This is a genomic window from Halomonas sp. DP8Y7-3 (assembly GCF_019801675.1).
Taxonomy (GTDB): domain Bacteria; phylum Pseudomonadota; class Gammaproteobacteria; order Pseudomonadales; family Halomonadaceae; genus Halomonas; species Halomonas litopenaei_A.
The window spans coordinates 48,812-69,270 of sequence record NZ_JAHVIO010000005.1 but is presented as its reverse complement, the minus strand read 5'-3'; the positions used below and the strand labels follow the sequence as shown (position 1 = coordinate 69,270).

The 20,459-nt window shown below is 62.9% G+C and carries 13 protein-coding genes; 11 read left to right on the top strand and 2 right to left on the bottom strand.

Annotated elements, in window-relative coordinates:
• Positions 1-3,121, bottom strand: a 3,121-nt coding sequence (locus KUV86_RS09150) for a retention module-containing protein (RefSeq protein ID WP_222484552.1), incomplete at its 3' end; no start/stop codon positions are given.
• 970 nt (positions 3,122-4,091) lie between these two features.
• Between KUV86_RS09150 and KUV86_RS09145 the strand changes: the two genes are divergently transcribed.
• The 6 genes from KUV86_RS09145 to KUV86_RS09120 all read left to right on the top strand — a co-directional run bounded on the left by KUV86_RS09145 (position 4,092) and on the right by KUV86_RS09120 (position 13,775).
• Positions 4,092-5,438 carry a UDP-glucose dehydrogenase family protein gene (locus KUV86_RS09145; protein WP_222484551.1) on the top strand — a complete coding sequence of 449 codons (1,347 nt, stop codon included), beginning with the start codon at positions 4,092-4,094 and terminating at the stop codon, positions 5,436-5,438.
• A 10-nt stretch (positions 5,439-5,448) separates the two neighbouring features.
• Positions 5,449-7,038, top strand: coding sequence for a glycosyltransferase (locus KUV86_RS09140; RefSeq protein WP_224908328.1), 1,590 nt, complete (start codon positions 5,449-5,451; stop codon positions 7,036-7,038).
• Between the two features lie 105 nt (positions 7,039-7,143).
• Positions 7,144-8,709, top strand: coding sequence for a PilZ domain-containing protein (locus tag KUV86_RS09135; RefSeq protein ID WP_222164289.1), 1,566 nt, complete (start codon positions 7,144-7,146; stop codon positions 8,707-8,709).
• 73 nt (positions 8,710-8,782) lie between these two features.
• Entirely contained in the window at positions 8,783-9,634 is an 852-nt protein-coding gene (locus KUV86_RS09130) for a polysaccharide lyase (RefSeq protein ID WP_206944776.1), read from the top strand.
• 38 nt (positions 9,635-9,672) lie between these two features.
• On the top strand, positions 9,673-10,947 hold the full coding sequence (locus KUV86_RS09125; protein ID WP_222484550.1) for an alginate lyase family protein: 1,275 nt from the start codon (positions 9,673-9,675) through the stop codon (positions 10,945-10,947).
• 29 nt (positions 10,948-10,976) lie between these two features.
• On the top strand, positions 10,977-13,775 hold the full coding sequence (locus KUV86_RS09120) for an SEL1-like repeat protein (protein WP_224908329.1): 2,799 nt from the start codon (positions 10,977-10,979) through the stop codon (positions 13,773-13,775).
• A 109-nt stretch (positions 13,776-13,884) separates the two neighbouring features.
• On the opposite strand, the gene KUV86_RS09115 is transcribed toward KUV86_RS09120, so the two are convergent.
• The gene (locus tag KUV86_RS09115) at positions 13,885-14,763 is read right to left on the bottom strand and encodes a LysR family transcriptional regulator (RefSeq protein ID WP_222484549.1); all 879 of its coding nucleotides are present in this window, start codon (positions 14,761-14,763) and stop codon (positions 13,885-13,887) included.
• Positions 14,764-15,078: 315 nt separating this feature from the next.
• On the opposite strand from KUV86_RS09115, the gene mgrA reads away from it, so the two are divergent.
• The 5 genes from mgrA to KUV86_RS09090 all read left to right on the top strand — a co-directional run bounded on the left by mgrA (position 15,079) and on the right by KUV86_RS09090 (position 20,452).
• Positions 15,079-16,107 carry an L-glyceraldehyde 3-phosphate reductase gene (mgrA, locus tag KUV86_RS09110; protein ID WP_222484548.1) on the top strand — a complete coding sequence of 343 codons (1,029 nt, stop codon included), beginning with the start codon at positions 15,079-15,081 and terminating at the stop codon, positions 16,105-16,107.
• 229 nt (positions 16,108-16,336) lie between these two features.
• A complete protein-coding gene (locus KUV86_RS09105; RefSeq protein WP_222164292.1) occupies positions 16,337-16,636 on the top strand; it encodes a hypothetical protein in 300 nt (99 codons plus the stop codon).
• Positions 16,637-16,885: 249 nt separating this feature from the next.
• Positions 16,886-18,304 carry a DUF1800 family protein gene (locus KUV86_RS09100; RefSeq protein WP_222484546.1) on the top strand — a complete coding sequence of 473 codons (1,419 nt, stop codon included), beginning with the start codon at positions 16,886-16,888 and terminating at the stop codon, positions 18,302-18,304.
• 81 nt (positions 18,305-18,385) lie between these two features.
• The gene (locus KUV86_RS09095; protein WP_222484544.1) at positions 18,386-19,531 is read left to right on the top strand and encodes a DUF1501 domain-containing protein; all 1,146 of its coding nucleotides are present in this window, start codon (positions 18,386-18,388) and stop codon (positions 19,529-19,531) included.
• Positions 19,532-19,723: 192 nt separating this feature from the next.
• Positions 19,724-20,452: a DUF1826 domain-containing protein gene (locus KUV86_RS09090; protein ID WP_222484542.1), complete on the top strand. Its 729-nt coding sequence runs from the start codon at positions 19,724-19,726 to the stop codon at positions 20,450-20,452.
• The last annotated feature ends 7 nt before the right edge of the window (positions 20,453-20,459 follow it).

Sequence of the window (20,459 nt, the reverse complement as noted above, 5' to 3'; positions counted from 1 at the left end):
CGTAGGTCCCCTGCACGGTGCCGCCATTGGTCACGTCCACGCCGCTGATCACCACCGAGCCCACGCTGTCGGAGCCAGTATCGATGGCGATGGTGCCGCTGGTGGTCTCCAGGTCGGTGGCCGACTGGCTGCCGCCGTCGTCCAGACCGGCTTCGTCCACCTCGTTATTGCCAGACGCATTGGGCGACTCGGGGTTCACCTCTACCACCGGGGTAGCGTCCACGGTGATGGTCAGGGTCGCGTTAGCGGTATCCCCGTCGGCATCGGTGATGGTGTAGTCGATCAGCACGTCGCCTTCAAAACCCGTCGCCGGGGTGAAGGTCACGCTGCCGTCACCATTGAAGGTCACGCTGCCCTGGCTCGGGTCCTGCAGCGCGGCGTTGGTCAGGGTCACCGGACCATCGGCGCCGGCCACGTCGGCCCCGCCCGCACTGCCGTCCAGCACGTTGACGGTGATCGCCACGTTCTCGTCGGTCTCGGCCGCGTCGTCGGTGGCCTCGGCCACGTCATCCTTGATATCGATGGTCAAGGCCGCGGGGTCGCTGACGTCGCCGTCGGAGTCGGTCACCACCAGGCTGAACACGTCCTGGATACCGTCGCTGCCGGTGCCCTGGCTGCTATGGTCGGTGGTGTTGTCGTCCAGGGTGTAGGTATAGCTGTAGTCCCCATTCACCACGCTGACGACCAGGGTGCCGTAGGTGCCCTGCACGGTGCCGCCATTGGTCACGTCCACGCCGCTGATCACCACCGAGCCCACGCTGTCGGAGCCGGTATCGATGGCGATGGTGCCGCTGGTGGTCTCCAGGTCGGTGGCAGCCTGGCTGCCGCCGTCGTCCAGACCGGCTTCATCCACCTCGTTATTGCCAGACGCATTGGGCGACTCGGGATTCACCTCCACCACCGGGGTAGCGTCCACGGTGATGGTCAAGGTCGCGTTCGCGGTATCCCCATCGGCATCGGTGATGGTGTAGTCGATCAGCACGTCGCCTTCAAAGCCCGTCGCCGGGGTAAAGGTCACGCTGCCGTCACCATTGAAGCTCACGCTGCCCTGGCTCGGGTCCTGCAGCGCGGCATTGGTCAGGGTCACCGGACCATCGGCGCCGGCCACGTCGGCCCCGCCCGCACTGCCGTCCAGCACGTTGACGGTGATCGCCACGTTCTCGTCGGTCTCGGCCGCGTCGTCGGTGGCCTCAGGCACGTCATCCTTGATGTCGATGGTCAAGGCTGCGGGGTCGCTGACGTCGCCGTCGGAGTCGGTCACCACCAGGCTGAACACGTCCTGGATACCGTCGCTGCCGGTGCCCTGGCTGCTATGGTCGGTGGTGTTGTCGTCCAGGGTGTAGGTATAGCTGTAGACACCGCTGTTGACGGTTACCGTCAGCACGCCGTAGGTGCCCTGCACGGTGCCGCCGTTGGTCACGTCCACGCCACTGATCACCACCGAGCCCACGCTGTCGGAGCCGGTATCGATGGCGATGGTGCCGCTGGTGGTCTCCAGGTCGGTGGCAGCCTGGCTGCCGCCGTCGTCAAGACCGGCTTCGTCGACTTCGCCGTTTCCGGAAGCGTTCGGTGCATCCGGCATCACCTGAACAACGGGCTCGTCATCCTCAACAACCACCCGCCAGGTGGCCTGGCTGGTGTCGCCGTCATTGTCGGTAAGGGTGTAGCGGATCTCAGCGGTGCCTTCGAATCCAGGGGCTGGGGTATAGGTAATAGTGCCATCGGCATTGAACACCAGACTGCCGGCATCGGCGTCGACCAGCTCGGCCGCGGTGAGGCTGGCGCCATCGGCCCCGAGGGTATCGGCACCGGTGGCATTGGTGACAACGTTGAGCGTGACCGCAGCATCGTCTGTCGTTTCGACAGTGGCATCGTCCACCGCAACAGGCGCATCATCGATGATCAGAATATCCAGTGAACCACCGGCACTACTGCCATCGACGTCCACTGCGCGAACCGCCAGGCTGTCCAGGAAGCCACCGTCTGTGGCACCCGCTTCGGCATCGTTATCCACGTTATTGGTCAACTGATAGGTGTAGCTGACCGTGCCACCGGCTGCGCTACCGGAAAAACCGGTCAACGTAAGAAGCCCGTGCTTGGTAACGATAGTGACCGGCGAGGTTCCCAGCGCACTCAGCTGAGCAAAGGTGAGCGTAACGGGGCCAACGGACAGCGTTGACAAGCCATCTGGAGAGGTAAAGCCAAAGGAACCGCTGCGAATCAGCTGCGTGCTATCTCCGCGGGTGCCGCCACTCAGGTCGGCCTCGTAGAGGACCTGTTCTGCGCTGGACGCGCCCACCGGCAGATCGCCGGATCCCCCGGGGTTCCCGGGACCGCCAGGCCCTCCCGGGTTACCGGGACTGCCAGGGCCTCCCGGATTACCGGGGCCACCAGATCCCGGCGTGCCGCCGTCTCCAGGGCCATCGAGCCCTGTCAGTGTCACACCTTCGTCATCGTCACCAGGATCGACGGCATCGACGCCGGTGAAGTCACGGTCGATGAGCTCGTCACGTCCACCAAGATCAAACTGGAACGCCAGAGGGTCCACCAGCTCCACGATGCGCAGCAGACGGACAAAATTGCTACCTTCATCATCGCCGCCGCCGCCAGCGCCACCGGCAGCCGGATCTTCGAGGTTATCAAAAAGATCACCATCTCCAGCATCGATCGCCGCGAGCAGGTCATTGAGCTCTGCGTCCCCCAACACGTTATCGGCCTGATCAGCAAGCTCAGCGAGTTCGGCAAGCTCCTCACCCTCACCCGTGGAAGCCGCCTGTGTACCGTCGGGTACAGGGGCGTCAATCAAGGCAGCACTGCCTGCGGCAAGCGGAACACCGAGTGACTCCAGCGCACCGTCGTCCGCACTGTCTCCGGCTTCAGTGGTGTGCAGCACCGCATCGACGGCCCCCTGGGGGGATGCCCAAAGGCTTACCTGCCCGCTCCCCGTCAGCGCCTGAGGAGCACCGGTGCCGCCGGGAGCGATGGACACCTCACCACCCTGGGATGTCACCAGTCTCTCGCCGTCTTGGATCTGGTCTCCAGGACGAAGCTCTCGAAGCGTCCCGTCTTCGCTTTGAATCCACGCTTGCCCTTGAACCGCCACCACTGTCGCTGTGCTCATTATCGAGTCCCTGCCCCTGTCTCGCGGTGTGCCTCGCCGTCCCGGGTACCGTGGCCACAATGACCCCGCCAAGACTCAGCGCATCCCGCTAGTTATCTCCAGATAGCTGTCGGTGCGTTCCGTTGTTGCACATATCTGCAGTCTGCAAACAACCCGCACATCCAGCACAATTTGGAAGCAGTATTAGCGAAGCACCTTATGTCTCGGCATTGGACTCAAGTACAGGCACAAAGAGCATTCCGTCGCAGAACGCTCAGTTTGGTCAATTTTATAAGCATCAATCTTAGATTAGAGATGCGTTTTCACACATCAAAATCATATAGAACTCACATTACCTAAGATTAAAATACTGGTACTGACTGCCGTGACCATATCTATCTAAGACACAGCTTCTAACACTAGTTATCTAGTCATTTTCTGCTAACTCGTTAAATCAGCGATCTTTTGTGGTCCTGCTTCCTAGAGGGCGACGCCCAAGACGTGCCTCACTCTTTTGGGAGGCACGCCGGACAGCCGGCTCCCACCGTGTCTTCTCCTCCCCCCAGGCATGACGTTGCTAAGTCGTCAAAAACCGTCTTAAGCACCAGCGCGCCGTTCGCAGCGCCGGGGAGTATTCGTCACGCCTTCCTGGTTTATAAAAAAACCTATTATTTTCAATAACTTATAACAGAAAAAGCACAAGGCGTATCTAATGAGCAACATCTAGGGTGTTGATTTTTAAGGACTTATACAAAGGTCACACACATGCGTCTCCTTAGGGAGACACTTTTGTCTTTCACTGAGCCCGAACGGCTAGGCGCACCAAAGACGAAACGCCATAGGTATCTGTTTTTTCTACAAATAACTGAAACATGGCCCAGACTTTGCGCACCAGAACACCCAGTACAAGGCTTGACCCGCGCCACAGCACCACAGCGTGAGTGCACCAGGGCAGCCCCCACTACCACAGACGTTCGCAAGGAGAGGGTTCATGAAGATCACCATTCACGGTTCTGGTTACGTGGGTCTCGTCACCGGCGCCTGCCTCGCTGACGTAGGACACGATGTCATGTGTGTGGACGTCGACCAGGTCAAGGTCGCCCGACTCACGCGCGGCGAAGTCCCTATCTACGAACCAGGATTGGAAGAGCTGATCCGCCACAACATGGATGACGGTCGCTTGCGCTTTTCCGACAGCCCACAAGAGGGTGTCGCGCATGGTCTGCTTCAGTTCATCGCGGTCGGAACTCCGCCTGACGAAGATGGCAGCGCTGACCTGACCCATGTGCTGGGTGTGGCGCAGACCATTGGCCAGTACATGGATGACTATCGAGTGGTGATCAACAAGTCCACCGTGCCGGTGGGTACAGCCGACAAGGTCACTCAAGCCGTTGCCAACGCACTGGAAGGTCGTCAGCTGGATGTCGATTTCGATGTCTGCTCAAACCCGGAATTTCTGAAGGAAGGGGCCGCCATCGAGGACTTCTCGCGTGGTGCTCGTATCGTGGTGGGAACCGACAGCGATCGAGTACGCCGCCTGATGCGCGAATGCTATGCGCCCTATAGCCGCCAGCGCGACAAGCTGATGTTCATGGAAGTCCGCAGTGCCGAACTGACCAAGTACGCAGCGAACGCCATGCTTGCGACAAAAATCAGCTTCATCAATGAAATCGCCAACCTGGCGGAGCATCTGGGAGCGGATGTCGAACAGGTGAGGCACGGTATCGGCAGTGATCCTCGCATCGGCTATCACTTCATCTACCCGGGATGTGGCTACGGTGGCTCCTGCTTCCCCAAGGACGTCAAGGCACTGGCGCGCACGGCCAGTGAAGTGGGAGCACCAGCGCGCATGCTTCAGGCGGTGGAAACCGTCAACAACAACCAGAAGACGCGACTGTTCGACAAGCTGGAACTTGCGCTGCATGGCAACCTGGAAGGACGCACCATCGCCATCTGGGGCCTGGCATTCAAGCCCAACACCGACGACATGCGCGAAGCCCCCAGTCGCGTGCTGATGGAGCAACTGTGGCAAGCCGGCGCACGGGTCCAGGCCTTCGACCCCGAAGCCGCTGCCGAGTGTCATCGCATCTACGGTGAGCGTCCGGACCTGTGCCTGTCAAAACAGCGCGATGCCGCCCTCGAAGGCGCCGACGCGCTGGTCATCTGCACCGAATGGAAAGCCTTCCGCACGGTGGACTTCGACAAGATCGCTCGCACGCTTAACCACCCGTTGGTCATTGATGGCCGCAACCTCTATTCCCCCGAGGATGTGGAACAAGCTGGGCTCGAGTACTACGCCATGGGCCGTGGAGCGTCTCTCCAGCAACCCAGGGTGTGAGGGCTCGACCATGTCATCACTTCCCAAGCACACCTCCGTGGCCAGCAAGGCCACGGAGTTGACCACCCTGGCTCTGCTGCTCGCCCTGCTCGTCGTGCTGGTCAGTGAACTCCCATCAGAGGTGTTCTCTCCGGCGTCGAAGAGCTTCTTCTTTGCCATCGGTGCCGTGGGTGCCTGGCGCTACTCCTGGTGGTTCGTCCAGGCCCTGCGCTCGGTGTGGTACAACCGCCGCATCTTCCCGCGGATGCGGGCACAGGCCGATGCCTTGGGTGACGCCGGCAGGCCGTCGGAGCTGTACGTGCTGTGCACCTCGTTTCGGATCGATCCGGACGTCTGCTATCGCGTCTACGATGCGCTGATTCGCGAAACCCGCAGCTACGGCGTGCCGACGACGGTCTTCGCCTCGGTGTCGGACCAGACCGACGTGGACATCATCTCCCACGTCCTGCAGGAGCATGGCTGGCCCGGGCATATCGAAGTCAGATACATGTTTCAGAAGGGCGACGGCAAGCGCTCCGCCATGGCCGAGGTGCTACGTGCGATCTCCCGTCGTGCACCGGCACCGGACGCGCTATTGGTGTCCATGGACGGTGACATTCTGCTGGAACCCGGCACCCTGGAGCGCTCGCTGTCGTTCTTCGCGCTGCGTGATGACCTTGGCGCTCTGACGACCAACAACAGTGCGATCGTCACTGGCAACGATGCCACCAAGGAGTGGTACGACCTGCGCTACGCGCAACGCCACCTGGTGATGAGTTCGATGTCTGTGTCAGAGCGCCTGCTGGTGCTCACCGGGCGCTACAGTGCCTTTCGTGCAGACCTCGCTACCCACCCTGACTTCATTGACATGGTCGAGAACGACCACGTTGATCACTGGCGCTTCGGCACCTTCAAGTTCCTGTCCGGCGACGACAAGTCCACCTGGTACTGGCTGCTGAAAAATGGCTGGAAGATGCTCTACCTGCCGGACGTCTACGTCTCTGGCTTCGAGGAGCTACCTGATCGCACGCGCTTTTTCGCCTCTACCACCGATCTGATGCGCCGCTGGTACGGCAACATGCTGCGCACCAGTGGCCGAGCCATCGCCCTGGGACCGCGCCCAATGGGGCTATTCACCTGGTGGAGCCTGATCGACCAGCGTCTCTCCATGTGGACGACCCTGATCGGGCCGACGGTGGCGATACTGGTGTCCTTGTTCGTGCGCCCGTCGTTCATCTTCGCCTATGCCCTGTGGATTCTGTTCACCAGGGGCATCTCGACGTTGATTCTTGCCTGGCAACGCGGTCGCTTCAGCCTGCTGTGGATTCCGCTGATCTACTACAACCAGGTCTACGGCGCCCTGCTCAAGACCTACGTGAGCTTTCGCTTCAATCGGCAGAAATGGTCGCGCCAGGGAATCTCTGCGGGTGAACCGGACAACCCCAAGGCGGTTCGTCGACAGCGGCGGATGGGGCATCTGCTGCATGCCTTCCACGTCTGCCTGATGCTGTTCGTGCTGACCCTGGCAACCGGTGTGCTGAAGATCCCGGACGCCACATCCCTCGACATTCTTGGTCAGTCAGGAGCCGCCGCTAGCCCCGCCACTGTTGCGCCTCCCTAGGGGCTCTACGCCGCGCCATTCAAGCGTCCCACGATACCCGATCGATACGCACGACCAGATACGTCCCGACACGGCCAACTTCGACACAGGATCTCAGATACCGCCATGAGCGATTACTTCGACCACCACGATCAAGAGACACCTTCGTCACGTCCTGCCTCTTCGCCCTCTCAACAGCGGGCAGAGCCTAGCCTCGGGCAGGCTGGCCATGACGCCAGTACCAGCAACGGTGACAGCCGCCCAGGCCTCGCCCACGAGCGACGCGATGAACGCCGCTATATCCGCGTCACGCCGACCTTTGAAGTGCGCTTCGAGGATGGCAACCGTTTTCGCGGCGTCGACCTGTCACAGGGTGGGTTCGCGATCGAAAGCCCGAAAGCCATGCGCAAGGATGCGCGCATTCGCGGCGAGATCGCCATCCAGACCGCCAGCGGTGAACTGCTGGTGCCGGTCGGCGCCAGCTGCCGCCACAGCCTCGCACAAGAGGGGCGCGCCGGTACGCATCACGCTGGCTTCGAGATTACCGACATTTCCCCCTCCCACCTGGAGCTGCTGCGCCAGGTCGTGCGAGCCCATCTGGCAGGACGGCCGCTGAACGTCGAACAGCTGTTGCAGGGTGAAGACAGCCAGACTCCCCGCAAGCGACGTGGAGCGGGCAGTGCACCGCAACCGGCGGCGCGCCCTCCCAAGCCCTTGGGTCGTTACGTGGCGCTGTTCATGGGCTTTGCGGTTCTGGCCATCGTGGCGGCGGCCACGGCCTACCGCAACTTCATGCTGATTGAACCCAGCTTTGCCGCGGTCACCGCTCCACGCATCGATATCCGAGCCCCTAGCCCCGGTATCTTGATGGCCCATGAGCTGGAAGCCGGTGATCGCGTCACCCGCGACGAAGCACTCACGCGGGTCAAGGACGTAGACCTGGAGTCCGACCTCATTCTGGCCGAGGCGGCTCAGCGCTATAACAGCCAACTGATCGAGAATCTTCAGGAAAGCCTGGATAGCGCCAACGGCGGTCAGGTCAGCCTGGCCAACTCCGCTGAGCCGGGCAACGGCGAAGCCGTCAGCTTCGAGACGGTGTCTCCCGCCATTGCCGAGGCCCGGATCGACCAGTTCGAGACGGCCAGGGACTTCCAGGCGTCCCGCGTCACCGCACTGCAGGCACGCCAGTCCCAGAACGAGATCTACAGCCCCTGCGACTGCCTGGTCGCCTGGGCCCTGTCCAGTTCGGACGGCACCTATATCAATGAAAGCGAAAAGATCATGACCTTGATGCGCACCGGTCAGGACGAGGTCATGGTCGAAGCCCTGGTCCATATGGACGACATCGACCGCATCGAGCCGGATCAGTTGGCCTACCTGTCACTGCCCAATGCCTCAGGCACGATCAGCGCCAGGGTGCGCAGTGTGGCTCTCGACATCGAGCGCCAGCCCCGCGCGGGCTTCCCCAGCTGGGTGCGCCAGCAGCAGAACGTCGCCAGCGTGCTGCTGGTACCGGAAAAGCCGTTGCCCGTCGAAAGCGTCGGCACCCCGGTGGACGTGCGCTTCACCGAACAGGCGCTGCTGGGCGCCACCGCCGAGTGGATCTGGCAGAGCGGCCGCGGCATCTACCAGCAGGCCAGTCGACTGTTTTCTTCCGCCGAGGAAAGCCCTGAGGCCAACCAGGCAGGCTGATGCCCTCGCCATCGACGCGTCAGGGGAGCGCCTCCCCTGAGCGCTGCATGACAGTGATCAAGGAGAACACGCCATGACCAACACGACGCGCCTGACCGCTTCTGTCCTCGCCGTACTGGCCGCACAACCGCTGCTGGTCCAGGCCGCTGACGAGCCAGGACGGCCCGATGTTGCTGCCTGCTCCACCCGCCTTCCGCTGGTAGCGTCTCCGGCGCCGATGCTTGGCGAGTCGAGCGCTCACGATGCGATTCGAGAGGGCTTTGACACCACCCGAACCTGGGGCACCGAGGAAAACGTCGAACTGCTCGCCGGACACGCCGAGACGCCCGCCCTGCGCGTGCATTATCCGCAAGGAACGTCCTCACCGGGAGACACCGACGTCGGTGGTGCCGGCTTCTACGCCGAGCCCGCCGAACTGTCAGGCAGCGACCACGCCTGCCTCAGCTATCGGGTCCGTTTCGAGCAGGGTTTCGACTTCGTCAAGGGCGGCAAGCTGCCGGGTCTGTTCGGCGGTGAAGCCCCCAGTGGCGGCGATGACGTCACCGGCGAAAACGGTTTTTCGATGCGCTACATGTGGCGCGAGAACGGTCAAGGCGAGCTCTACGAATACGTGGTGGGCGGTGACAACGACTACGGAGACTCCATTGCCCGTGGGCGCTTCAGCTTTCCATCCGGACAGTGGGTCACGCTGGAACAGGAAATCATCCTCAATGATCCCGGCCAAGCCAATGGCGTCGCTCGCGTCTGGGTCAATGGCCAGCCGCTGATCGAGCAGACCGATATCACCTATCGCACCAGCGACAGCGTTCACATCGACGGCCTCATGTTCTCCACCTTCTTTGGTGGACATGGCAAGGACTGGCGCACGCCGCGGGACCAGCACGTCGACTTCGCCGACTTTCACTTCTACGCACCACGTTCATGAGTGTGACGGCCCACGGGCCGTCAACAAGGAGACCCTGCATGCCTGACTTGCGCGGATCATCGCCTCGCATCATCGCCTCGGCCTGGACAGCGCTACCTGCCGTGCTGGCGGGCAGCCTTGCGCTGGCCGCCGTATCGACAGCGGCCCAGGCCATGACCCTGGAAGAGCGAGCCGAACTCGACCTCAGCGACTACCGCGTGACGCGACCTGACGCTTCCTACTTCGATGTGGACGGCCGCATGCAGATGCTGGCAAGCACCGATAACTCCATCTTGCTGCAGGAAATCGACCAGCTCTCCAACGGGCCAAGCTGCCAGCAGCTGCTGGCACAGGAACCGATCACGACCCGGCTGCGTATACCAGGCTATTACCCCAGCCCCAAGGAGTGGGAGCTGGCCTCCCAGCCGCTGTTCGACTTTGAAGACAGCGTATCGATGCTGGCTGGCTCCTTCGTCGCCACCGCCGACGACTACTATGCACAGTGCCTGGTGTCGTTCCTTGATCAATGGGCGCAGCACGATGCCTTGACCGACTTCCACTACGATCCCATGGAGCCCCAGGCGTGGTTCGCCACCGAATCGATGATCTTTGCCGCCGGCATGGCCTATTCGGTGGTGCGGCCCGAGGTCGAGGGCCACACCCAGGCCAAGCAACGCATCGAAGAGTGGCTGAACCGGCTGGCGCACAAGCACGCCAAGATTCCCGGGCAGCCCGGTAACAGCTGCTGCAACAACCACTTCTACCGGCGAGCCCTCTACGCCAGCGTGATCGGGGTGGTGACCGAGGATGACGAACTGTTTCGCTTCGGTGTCAGCGCCATCTATTCGGCACTGTCCGACATGACCGATCAAGGCGCCTTCCCGCTGGAAATCGACCGGGGTCGTCGCGCCACCCACTACCAGAACTATGCCCTGCTCTACCTGATCACCAACATGCAGGTCATCGCGCGTCAGGGCTACGACATCTTCGATCTCGAGATAGACGGCCACAGCATCCACGATGCGGTGGACTTCGCCCTGACCATCTTCAATAACCCGGAAGCTCTTGGAGACCTTGCTCCTCGCGAGCAGTACACCGGTTTTCTCAAGGACAACCAGTATTTTGCCTGGATGGAGATCTACCAGAACCACTTCGATGACCCCCGCATCGAGGAATTCCTGACTCAGGTCCGTCCGGTCTACAACCGCAGCGCCGGCGGCTACCAGACGCTCTACTTCATGTCACCGCAGGCGCAACAGCACCTGGTCATCGACGAAAGCCGGCGCGAGACGACCGCCTTCGAAGGCCTTGCCGATGACGCTGTGTCGCAGTGACCGATAAAAAAGCCCCAGGAGGCCTGCCCATGATGCTCCCCCACTTTCGCTCCTTTACTCCTCAAGGCCTGCGCTGGTCGAAGGCCTTTCCGCTGACCGCATCCGCCGCCATGGCCCTGTGGCTGGGCGGCTGCGCTGCGCCGGGCTCCCAGTTCCAGTCGACCGGGGTCGACCCGTTGCCGGCGCAGTACCAGGACTTCTTTGATGGCGAACAGCCGCGCAATCCCGAATGGATGCATGACAACGCGCTCGACAAAGCCGAGCAGCTGGTCGCTGCGGGGCAGACCCGCGAGGCGATCCTCGAACTGAAGGCCGTGGCGGCCCAGGACATACCCAAGGCGTACTACGAACTGGGCAAGATCTGGGACCAGGGTAAAGGCATCCAGGCAGACCCCGCCAAGGCGGCCACCTACTATGAAGATGCCGTGCGCACCCCTTCCTACATACTGGGCCACGCATCGCTGAATCTGGCCAAGCTGAGTCTTGAGCAGGAAGGTGCCCCCTACCGCCCGGTACTCGCCTACTACCTGCTCGAACAGGCCATGGAAGAGCAGATTGGCCGTGACGAGGGGGTAGTCATGGCATCGCTTCTGGCTCGCGGTGCCGACGGTGTTGCCGCCGACCCTCAGCGTGCCCTGGCGCTTTACCGTCAAGCGGCTGACACCGGCAATGCCGATGCCACTCTGGCCTTGGCCCAGGCTTACGCTGAAGGCGGCTGGCTGGACAACGACCCCGAGCGCTCACGCCAGTATGCGCAGCGCTATGCCGAAGGCCTGCGCGAGCGAGCCGGTGGCGGCGACGTCAAGGCCATGACCGAGCTGGCCGAGCTGTACGCCGCGGATGGCCTGCTTGCCGGCAACGATGAGCAGCGCCTGCATTGGCTGACTCAGGCCGCCCAGGCGGGTGATCCTGGCGCTGTCGCCAAGGCCGGCCGTGAGATGCTCGAAAGCGGCCGCGCCGATCAGGGCGCTGAGCTGCTGAGTGAGGCGGCCAAGACGGGCGATGTCGATGCCATGGAGCGCCTGGGCAAACTGCTGCTCGAGGGAGACGGGCTCAGAGCGCGTCCCATGGAAGCCCGCTCATGGCTTGAAAAGGCCATCGCCGAAGACTCCGTGACGGCGCGTGTCACGCTGGGCCGTGCCCTGCTGGAAGGGGATGCATTGCCGGCCGAGCCGCAGCGAGGCATTCGCCTGCTCGAGGAAGCGGCCAACCGCGATGACGCTCTGGCCCTCGCGGTTCTCGGCCAGGTCTACCTGTCTGACGAACGGGTGCCGTCACAGCCGATCATGGCCGCTCGCTATCTTGAGCGTGGCCATGAACTGGGGCACCCCTTCGCCACCGAGCAGCTGGGACAGCTGTATCTCGAAGGCCGTGGCGTAGCCGCCAACCCGGCCCGCGCCGAACGCCTGCTGCGCGAGGCCATCGAGCAGGGCCAGACCGGCGCCTTGCGGGTACTGGGTGAGGCCTACCTGCAGCAGGACGGCCCGCTGGCCTACCAGCCCAATGAAGCAGAGCGCTTGCTGTCCCAGGCCGTCGAGGCGGGCGACACCAGCGCGGCCACTCGCTTGGGTGAAGCCTACCTCACCGGCGACCTGGCCGGTGGTCAAGGCCTCCAGCAGGCCTCTGTACCCTCACAGCCGCAGACGCCAGCCGCGTCCTCGACCATGTCATCAACCACGTCATCAACCAGGCTTACCACCCCATCGGCGCAGCCGGAGGTCAGCCCCAGAGTCGAGGCGGGTCGTCGTCTGCTGACAGAAGCTGCGGAGCAGGGCGACGCCTATGCCATGGTGGTGCTGGGCCGAGCCTATCGCGATGGTACCGGTGTCGAGCGCGACCTGACCGCGGCGACAGACTGGCTTGAACGGGCCGAGCAAGCGGGCCACCCCTCCGCGGCTGAAGCCCTGCTGCGCACCCAACGGGATCGCGGCAAGGCCGGCGATATCCAGGCCCTGATCGCTTCTGCGCGTCAGGGAAACGTCAACTCCATGGCGGATCTCGGTCGCGCCTATCGTGACGGTCAGGACATTGGCCAGAACAACGCCGAGGCCAGTCGCTGGCTGGAACAGGCCGCTCGTCAGGGTCACCCTGGCGCCGCCGCCGCCCTGGGCCGGATGTACCTGGACGGTGATGGGGTCAGCAGGGATCCCGCCAAGGGCGCCGAATTGCTCAAGATGGCGGTGGCGGGAGGCCACGCCGGCGCGCGAGCAGACCTTGGCGAGCTGCTGCTGAGCGGTAATGGGGTCGACGCTGACCCTGAGCGAGGCCGTCAGCTGCTGCAACAGGCTGCAGAAGCAGGCAACCAGTACGCAGCCCAGACTCTGGGTGAGGCCTATCTGGAGGGCCAGGGTGTCACCGCCGATGGAGAGCAGGCCGAACGCTGGCTCAGCCAGGCCAGCGAGGCCGGCAACCTGTCGGCTCGCTCCGCCCTGGGTACGGCGCTGATTCGTGGCGACCAGCAACTGGCCCAGGACGTACAGCGAGGAGAGCAGCTCTTGACCAGCGCAGCCGACCAGGGGCATGCCGGCGCCCAGGCCAACCTTGGCCGCGAATATCTGCGCGGAGACAACCTAGAGCGTGATACTCGGCAGGGAGCCGACTATCTGCTGCAAGCCGCTCGCCAAGGGCACGAGACCGCGCGGCTGGCCCTGGCCAAGGCCTACCTTGCCGCCAACGGCCTGGAAAACGCCAACCGGGAACAAGCGCTGGTATGGCTGGATGGAGTGATGGACGGCAACTCGCAGCTGGCCTCCCAGACCCTGCATGACCTGCTGTCTGACGAAGCCACCCTGGCCGCCATGCCCGCTGCCATGGAGGCAGACAGCTAATGTCCTGGCCGGCCGGGGCCCAGGCCCTGGCCGACCCTGCCATCTCTCCCCCCTATCTCTCCCCCTCTATCTCTCCATCCCCGCCAGTGTCGCGAGAGCGCGTCGCTGGCTAGCTCTCTAGACGCTCACTCAGGGCCTCGATAAAGGCACGCAGCTTGGCCGACTGGCGAAGTCTGGGCGGGTAGATCATCTGAATCGTACGCGTGCGCTCAGCATACGTCGGCAACACCTCCACCAGCTCCCCCCTGGCCAGATCGTCGGCCACCAGGTAGTCTGCCACTCGCACGATGCCCCGACCTGCCAACGCCTGCCGACGCAGCAGTCGATGATCATTGATGCTCAAGCATCCCTCCAGGGTGACGTCCTCCGAATCGAACGACCACAGCTGTTGCTGGGTGAAGGTCAGGCAACGATGCTCGCGCAATTCTGCCGTGGATTGGGGCTGACCATGGCGCGCCAGATACGAAGGTGCCGCGCAGCAAACCGCGCGGTAGCGCATCAGCGGACGCGCGATCATGCGCTCCGGTGGAACCAGGGTCGAACGAAATGCCAGATCAAAGCGCTCTCGTGTCAGGTCATGATTGCGATAGCTGACGTCCAGGTGCAAGCGTAGTTCGGGATGAGTGCGCTGAAAGTCGTTACAGATGTCCATCAGGTAGTGCTCGGCAAACAGCACCGGCGCCGTAATGCGCAGCTCTCCTGACAGGCGCCCGCCAGCGTGCTCGAGCTCTCTTCCCAGCTCTATCAGGCTATCCTGCACCTGGTCCATGCGCCGCAGCACGCGCTCACCATCTTCAGTGAGCCGCACGCTCCTGGTCGAACGAATCAAGAGACTGACGTTGAGGTCACGCTCCAGACGCCGGACCTGCTCGGACAAATAGCTTTTCGACACGCCGGATTGTTCGGCAGCACGGGTAAAACTCAGCGTGCGGGCGACATCGGCGAACAGTGCCATCCGCTCCAATGTCTTGTGATCAGGACTTGCCATCATCAGATTCCTGCCAATAAAGGACGGTCCGCACCACGAATGACGCCGTGCTTGCAGTAAAACTTTACCCTTGCTGAATGACCGGTGACAGGCCTTACTGTTCACCTGAACGAACAATGTTTTCTCGCTACTGACTTCTAGCGAACGCTAGCCCTAGCTAGAGTGTGGGCAGCCAGAGTGAGGTCGGCCAGGGTGCGGGCAGCCAGAGTGTAGCTTCCCGGCAGGCGTCATCACCCTGGAACCCTGGGCATGCTCCAGGTCCTGGCACTATCCCCTCGGCCCCTCATGTCCGCCCTTGTCACGGAGGAAATCAGCATGACCTACCATCCTGCAGCAGACCGCTATGAACGCATGCGCTACCGGCGCTGTGGTCGAAGTGGTCTGAAACTTCCTGCGCTGTCGCTCGGCCTGTGGCACAACTTCGGTCACAACGCCGACGAGCACAATGCACGCGACATCTGCCGCACGGCGTTCGATCACGGCATCACCCACTTCGACCTGGCCAACAACTATGGTCCGCCCCCCGGCAGTGCCGAACAGATGTTTGGGCGTATTCTGCACTCGGACTTTGCCGGCCATCGCGATGAGCTGGTGATATCCACCAAGGCGGGCTACCACATGTGGCCTGGGCCCTACGGTGAATGGGGTAGCCGCAAGTACCTGCTGTCGAGCCTCGACCAGAGCCTTGCGCGAATGGGCATCGACTACGTCGACATCTTTTATTCCCATCGCTTCGACCCAGAGACGCCGCTTGAAGAGACCATGGGAGCGCTCGACCACGCCGTGCGCTCCGGCAAGGCGCTCTATGCCGGCATTTCGTCCTACAGCCCAGAACGCACTCGCGAGGCCGCCAGACTGCTGCGCGACATGGGCACGCCATGCCTCATTCATCAGCCCAGCTACTCGATGATCAATCGCTGGATCGAAGATGACGGCTTGCTCGACGTTCTCGACGAGGAAGGCATCGGCTCAATCGTCTTCTCGCCCCTCGCCCAGGGACTGTTGACCAACAAGTATCTCGATGGTGTGCCCCAGGACAGCCGTCTGGCCAAGGGCGGCGCCATCCGCGAGGACCACCTGTCGGACGACAACCTGAGGCGGGTAAGGGCGCTCAACGATATCGCCGCGCAACGGGGCCAGACCTTGGCCCAAATGGCGATTGCCTGGGTCCTGCGCCAGGGCCGCGTTACCACCGCATTGATTGGCGCCAGCCGGACGGAACAGGTCGTCGACTGCGTCAGAGCACTGGACAACCCAGAATTCAGCGACGCAGAGCTCGCAGAGATCGACCGCTACGCGGTGGATGGTGGCATCAATCTTTGGGCGCAGTCATCCAAGGCCTGAAAGCACGCGCCTCGTCATGAGGCGCATGTGCCGATACTGCTGCGTCAGCACGATTCCATGGTAACGCTCGGCCGCGTGCAGAGTAGCGCTGCTCGGCTCTGCGGCTCTGTGCCTCCACCCTGCCGTCAACTGAGGTCATGGCAGCTGCAAAAAGAATTTGAGTGATTGCTCAAGATGAGTTTGAATAGCCTCCTAAATACCGGCTAGACAGCCAATGAGGAGCATCACCATGGCACGCGTCATCAACCGCACCCTGCTGGACTGGGGGCGACTGACCGCCAATCTGGTCACCTACCCGGAGGGACATAGCGTCTATCGCCATAATGATCCCATGGGCGGCGGCCGATACTTCAAGCTGAACATGATTCTCAAGGCGCCCAAGGCAGGAGGCGTGTTCGAGACGGAGCGAGTGATCTTCAATCTGTTCGACCGGGTCATCCTGTTCCGGCCTGACCTTTACCAGCACAGCGTGTCGCGGATCGAGAAAGGCCAACGGGTGCTGCTGAGCCTGGCCCTGCATACCCCGTAGCAAGCGACTATCAGTGAAGCGTTCATCAACGTTTCTCGCCGGCTCTCTCGCCCTTCTCTCGCCCTTCTCTCGCCCTTCTCTCGCCCTTCTCTCGCCCTTCTCTCGCCCTTCTCTCGCCCTTCTCTCCACCCCATCGCACGCGAAAACCTCGATACCTTGCCGAATCAGCCGCCACTCAAGGGATAAGGGAACCTGGCGCCTCCTCCCCGGCCAAAGCCAGCATGGCTTTCGTCTTCAGGAGTCGCTGTGGTGTCTGATGCCCTGGTATTGGCGGAAATCGCTGCCAGCCGGTTCGGCCTGGGTCCCCGGCCAGGAGAGCTCGAGCAGATTGCTCACGATCCCCAAGGCTGGGTGCTGGCCCAGCTGGAAGCGCCCCAAGAGGCCCTGCTAGGCCCCGGAGGGACGCCACTGCCCTCCACGCTCGACTATCTGGAGCGCTTCGCCCAGTTTCAGCGCGACCATGCCGAGGCACGGCGACGCATGGCCCGCCAGACGGCAGCGGGCGGGACCTCGCTACCGCGCCTGTCCCAGCGCTTTGGTCGCGATATGCAGGCGGAACGACAAGCTCGGGCACGACAGCAGTGCCTTACGGGCGCCCCGGTGCTGGAACGCTGGGTGATGTTCTGGAGCAACCACTTCTGTGTTTCCGCCGATCGCGGCAAGGTCGTGATGCTGCCCGGCGCCTACGAGCGCGAGGCCATCCGCCCCAACATCACCTCCCGCTTCAGCGACCTGCTGCTGGCAGTGGAACAGCACCCGACCATGCTGCTGTACCTGGAAAACGCAGACTCTGTCGGCCCTTCCTCGGCCGTTGCTCGCGCCGCTCGCCGACGGGCCTCACCGCGATCTCTGGGGCTCAATGAAAATCTGGCCCGGGAAATCCTCGAGCTGCACACCCTGGGCGTCGACGGGCCATACGACCAAGCAGATGTCGTCGCCCTGGCCCAGGCGCTTACCGGCTGGCGCACCCCGCTGGAGATGCCGCCGGCCACGAACCCACCTGATCTGGGCTCCCATGGCAGTGTCTTTCACGAAGCGGCCCATGAGCCAGGTCCACGGATCCTGCTGGGACAGCGTTTCGCTGCAGATGGCGCCGGTCAGGGTCAAGCCATGCTGCGCCTGCTGGCACAGCATGAATCGACAGCTACCTTCATCGCGCGCAAGCTTGCCGGCCATTTCGTGGCAGACCATCCTCCGGCAGAGCTGGTCAGCGCCTTGGCCAGGAGCTTTCGCGATCAAGACGGCGACCTTGCCGAACTCTACCGTACCCTATTCCGTCATCCTCTTGCCTGGCAGCCCGGGGCACCCAAGTTTCGCCGACCTGAGGAGTTCCTGGTGGCCCTTTATCGCGCCTTGGACAAGACCCCACCTTCGACGGGAAATCAGTGGGAACAGGAGCTGCGTCTACTCGGCCAGCGCCCCTTCTGGCCTGGCTCTCCCGCCGGGTGGAGTGACGACAGCCGTGACTGGATCGGCGCGGATGCGCTGTATCGACGTGTTGCACTGGCACGCCGCCATGGACGCGATAGTACGGTGGAACCGCTGGCTCTGGCGGAGCACTGCCTGGGACCCAGGTTACGCGAGGAGACCGCCGTCGCGATCAGCCAGCAGCCCCCTGGGATGGGCCGAGCCATGGTGCTGGCAAGCCCGGAGTTCCAGTGGCGCTAGTCGCCCGACTTCCTCCTTTTCGACCTTCTCATTCCCGACACTCTCGATCCTGAACCCTGGGGATTCGCTACGGAGGCTGCCATGCTGAATCGACGTGATTTTCTCGGACGCCTGGCGCTGGGGTGCAGCATGTGGCTATGGCCGCCCCTCGCCAGGGCCGAGACACACCAGGCGCGTCCTCGTCTGGTGGTGGTATTGCTGCGTGGTGCCCTCGATGGTCTAACGGCACTTCCTTGCCCCGGTGATCCGGCATACGCCAGCTTGCGCGGCGACCTTGCGGCGGCACTGCACCCGACAGCCCCTATGCTGAATGACACCTTTGCGCTGCATCCTGCGCTGTCATTCTGTCATCAACGCTTCCTGGTTGGGGACATGGCCGCCATACACGCCTGCGGCCAGGCCTATCGGGGACGCTCACACTTCAGTGCCCAGGACTGCCTGGAGAACGGCACCGACCATCCGGGTGGCAGTCGCACCGGCTGGCTCAATCGAGCCATTGGCGAACAGGCTCACACCCAAGGCATCAGCCTCACGGATGACCGCCCTTTGATGATTCGAGGGCCCGCCCCCATCACCAGCTGGGTCCCCTCCCCCACCTCGGACGCTACCCGCGTGCTGGCCGCCAGAATGAGCGGGCTCTATCGACACGACGAGCGGCTGGGTCCGGCCTTCGCCAGAGCCCTGGAGATGCAGCGCATCGTTTCAGATGAGGTGGTGGGCGGTACCCGCCTGGAGGACATCATGCCGGCGGCGGGACGCTTTCTGGCACCTGCCGAGGGAGCCAGTGTGGCGCTGATCGATGACCAGGGCTGGGATACGCATGCGCGCCAGAACGCCGTACTGGCGCGCAAACTTGCCGACCTGGATCACGGCCTGTCAGCGCTGCATCGGCAGCTCGGCGCTAGCTGGCGGCATACGGCCGTGGTGGTAATGACCGAGTTCGGTCGCACCGTTCGCGTCAACGGCAGCGGTGGCACCGACCACGGCACCGCCAGCTGCGTGCTGCTGGCTGGCGGCGCCATCCGAGGGGGCAAGGTCCACGGCGACTGGCCGGGTCTCGCTCGCCTTCGCGACAATAGAGACCTTGTCGCCGCTCAGGATATTCGCAGCGTGCTGAAGGGAGTGCTGCGAGATCATCTGGGGCTGCAGCGTGCCGCACTGGATACCACCGTCTTCCCGGACAGCAGGACCATCGCCCCGTTTGAAGGGCTGATCAGAGCCACCTGACACCGTCGTCTCTCCCCCAATACTCACTCAGGATTCCTCACTCAGGGACCACGTCACCGCTTGGTGCTTATATCAGAGACGAGTTCCTGTCGGCTGCGCCAATGCATGCCAATGCAAGGAGGTAAGGGGGGGCTTTCATCGGGCATATTGTTACGATATAACATATAAAAACCTCCCAGGAGCCTTCCTTCCATGTCGCTTTCTCAGCCGCGCCCCGTCGCGCCCTCCCTCTCTATTGGCTCAAGCAGCGCGCTGGTCGACTCCCCCCAGGCCGCCGCAGCGCCCCTGCAGGCTCACAGCAACGTGCCACACTGGGCGATGGGTACCGAGGCCAGCGTGTTGCCTCGAATCTATGAAGACACTATCACCATCTCCGTGCTCCAACGGGCCCTGCCTGCCGTTCTGGAAGGCAGCGCTCAAGCCCAATGCCACAGCGAGCGACTGTGGAGCTTTCAATGGCTGGGTCCCGCCAATACGGACATGAAGCAGGCCCTGCTGCGCAGCTTGCCTGCGGCTGAGCAAGCGACAGCACTGATCGACGACGTCATGCTGCTGACAGAGGCCATGGGGATGCTGTTCGACACTGACAGCCTGGGGGTCAGACTGCGCCTGATGAATGCCGCGATGTGCCCGCGCTTCCATTGTGACAAGCTGCCGGTGCGCATGGTCACGACCTATGTCGGCGCAGGCAGCGAATGGCTGCCGGAGTTTGCCGTCAATCGTCAGGGACTGGGCGCTCCGACCCCGGACAAGCCCGACGTGCTGCGCGAGCCCAGCGCGATTCGGGCGCTGGCACCAGGGGACCTGGCGCTGTTGAAGGGAGATGGCTGGGCCGGCAATGAAGGGCGGGGCCTGGTCCATCGCAGCCCCGCCATGGCGTCGGGCGGTCGACGCCTGCTGCTGACGATTGATCCGGCCTGAGCCGGCG

Coding starts and splice junctions, on each gene's coding strand:
- KUV86_RS09145 (WP_222484551.1), top strand. CDS start 4,092: ATGAAGATCACCATTCACGGTTCTGGTTACGTGGGTCTCGTCACCGGC.
- KUV86_RS09140 (WP_224908328.1), top strand. CDS start 5,449: ATGTCATCACTTCCCAAGCACACCTCCGTGGCCAGCAAGGCCACGGAG.
- KUV86_RS09135 (WP_222164289.1), top strand. CDS start 7,144: ATGAGCGATTACTTCGACCACCACGATCAAGAGACACCTTCGTCACGT.
- KUV86_RS09130 (WP_206944776.1), top strand. CDS start 8,783: ATGACCAACACGACGCGCCTGACCGCTTCTGTCCTCGCCGTACTGGCC.
- KUV86_RS09125 (WP_222484550.1), top strand. CDS start 9,673: ATGCCTGACTTGCGCGGATCATCGCCTCGCATCATCGCCTCGGCCTGG.
- KUV86_RS09120 (WP_224908329.1), top strand. CDS start 10,977: ATGATGCTCCCCCACTTTCGCTCCTTTACTCCTCAAGGCCTGCGCTGG.
- KUV86_RS09115 (WP_222484549.1), bottom strand. CDS start 14,763: ATGGCAAGTCCTGATCACAAGACATTGGAGCGGATGGCACTGTTCGCC.
- mgrA (WP_222484548.1), top strand. CDS start 15,079: ATGACCTACCATCCTGCAGCAGACCGCTATGAACGCATGCGCTACCGG.
- KUV86_RS09105 (WP_222164292.1), top strand. CDS start 16,337: ATGGCACGCGTCATCAACCGCACCCTGCTGGACTGGGGGCGACTGACC.
- KUV86_RS09095 (WP_222484544.1), top strand. CDS start 18,386: ATGCTGAATCGACGTGATTTTCTCGGACGCCTGGCGCTGGGGTGCAGC.
- KUV86_RS09090 (WP_222484542.1), top strand. CDS start 19,724: ATGTCGCTTTCTCAGCCGCGCCCCGTCGCGCCCTCCCTCTCTATTGGC.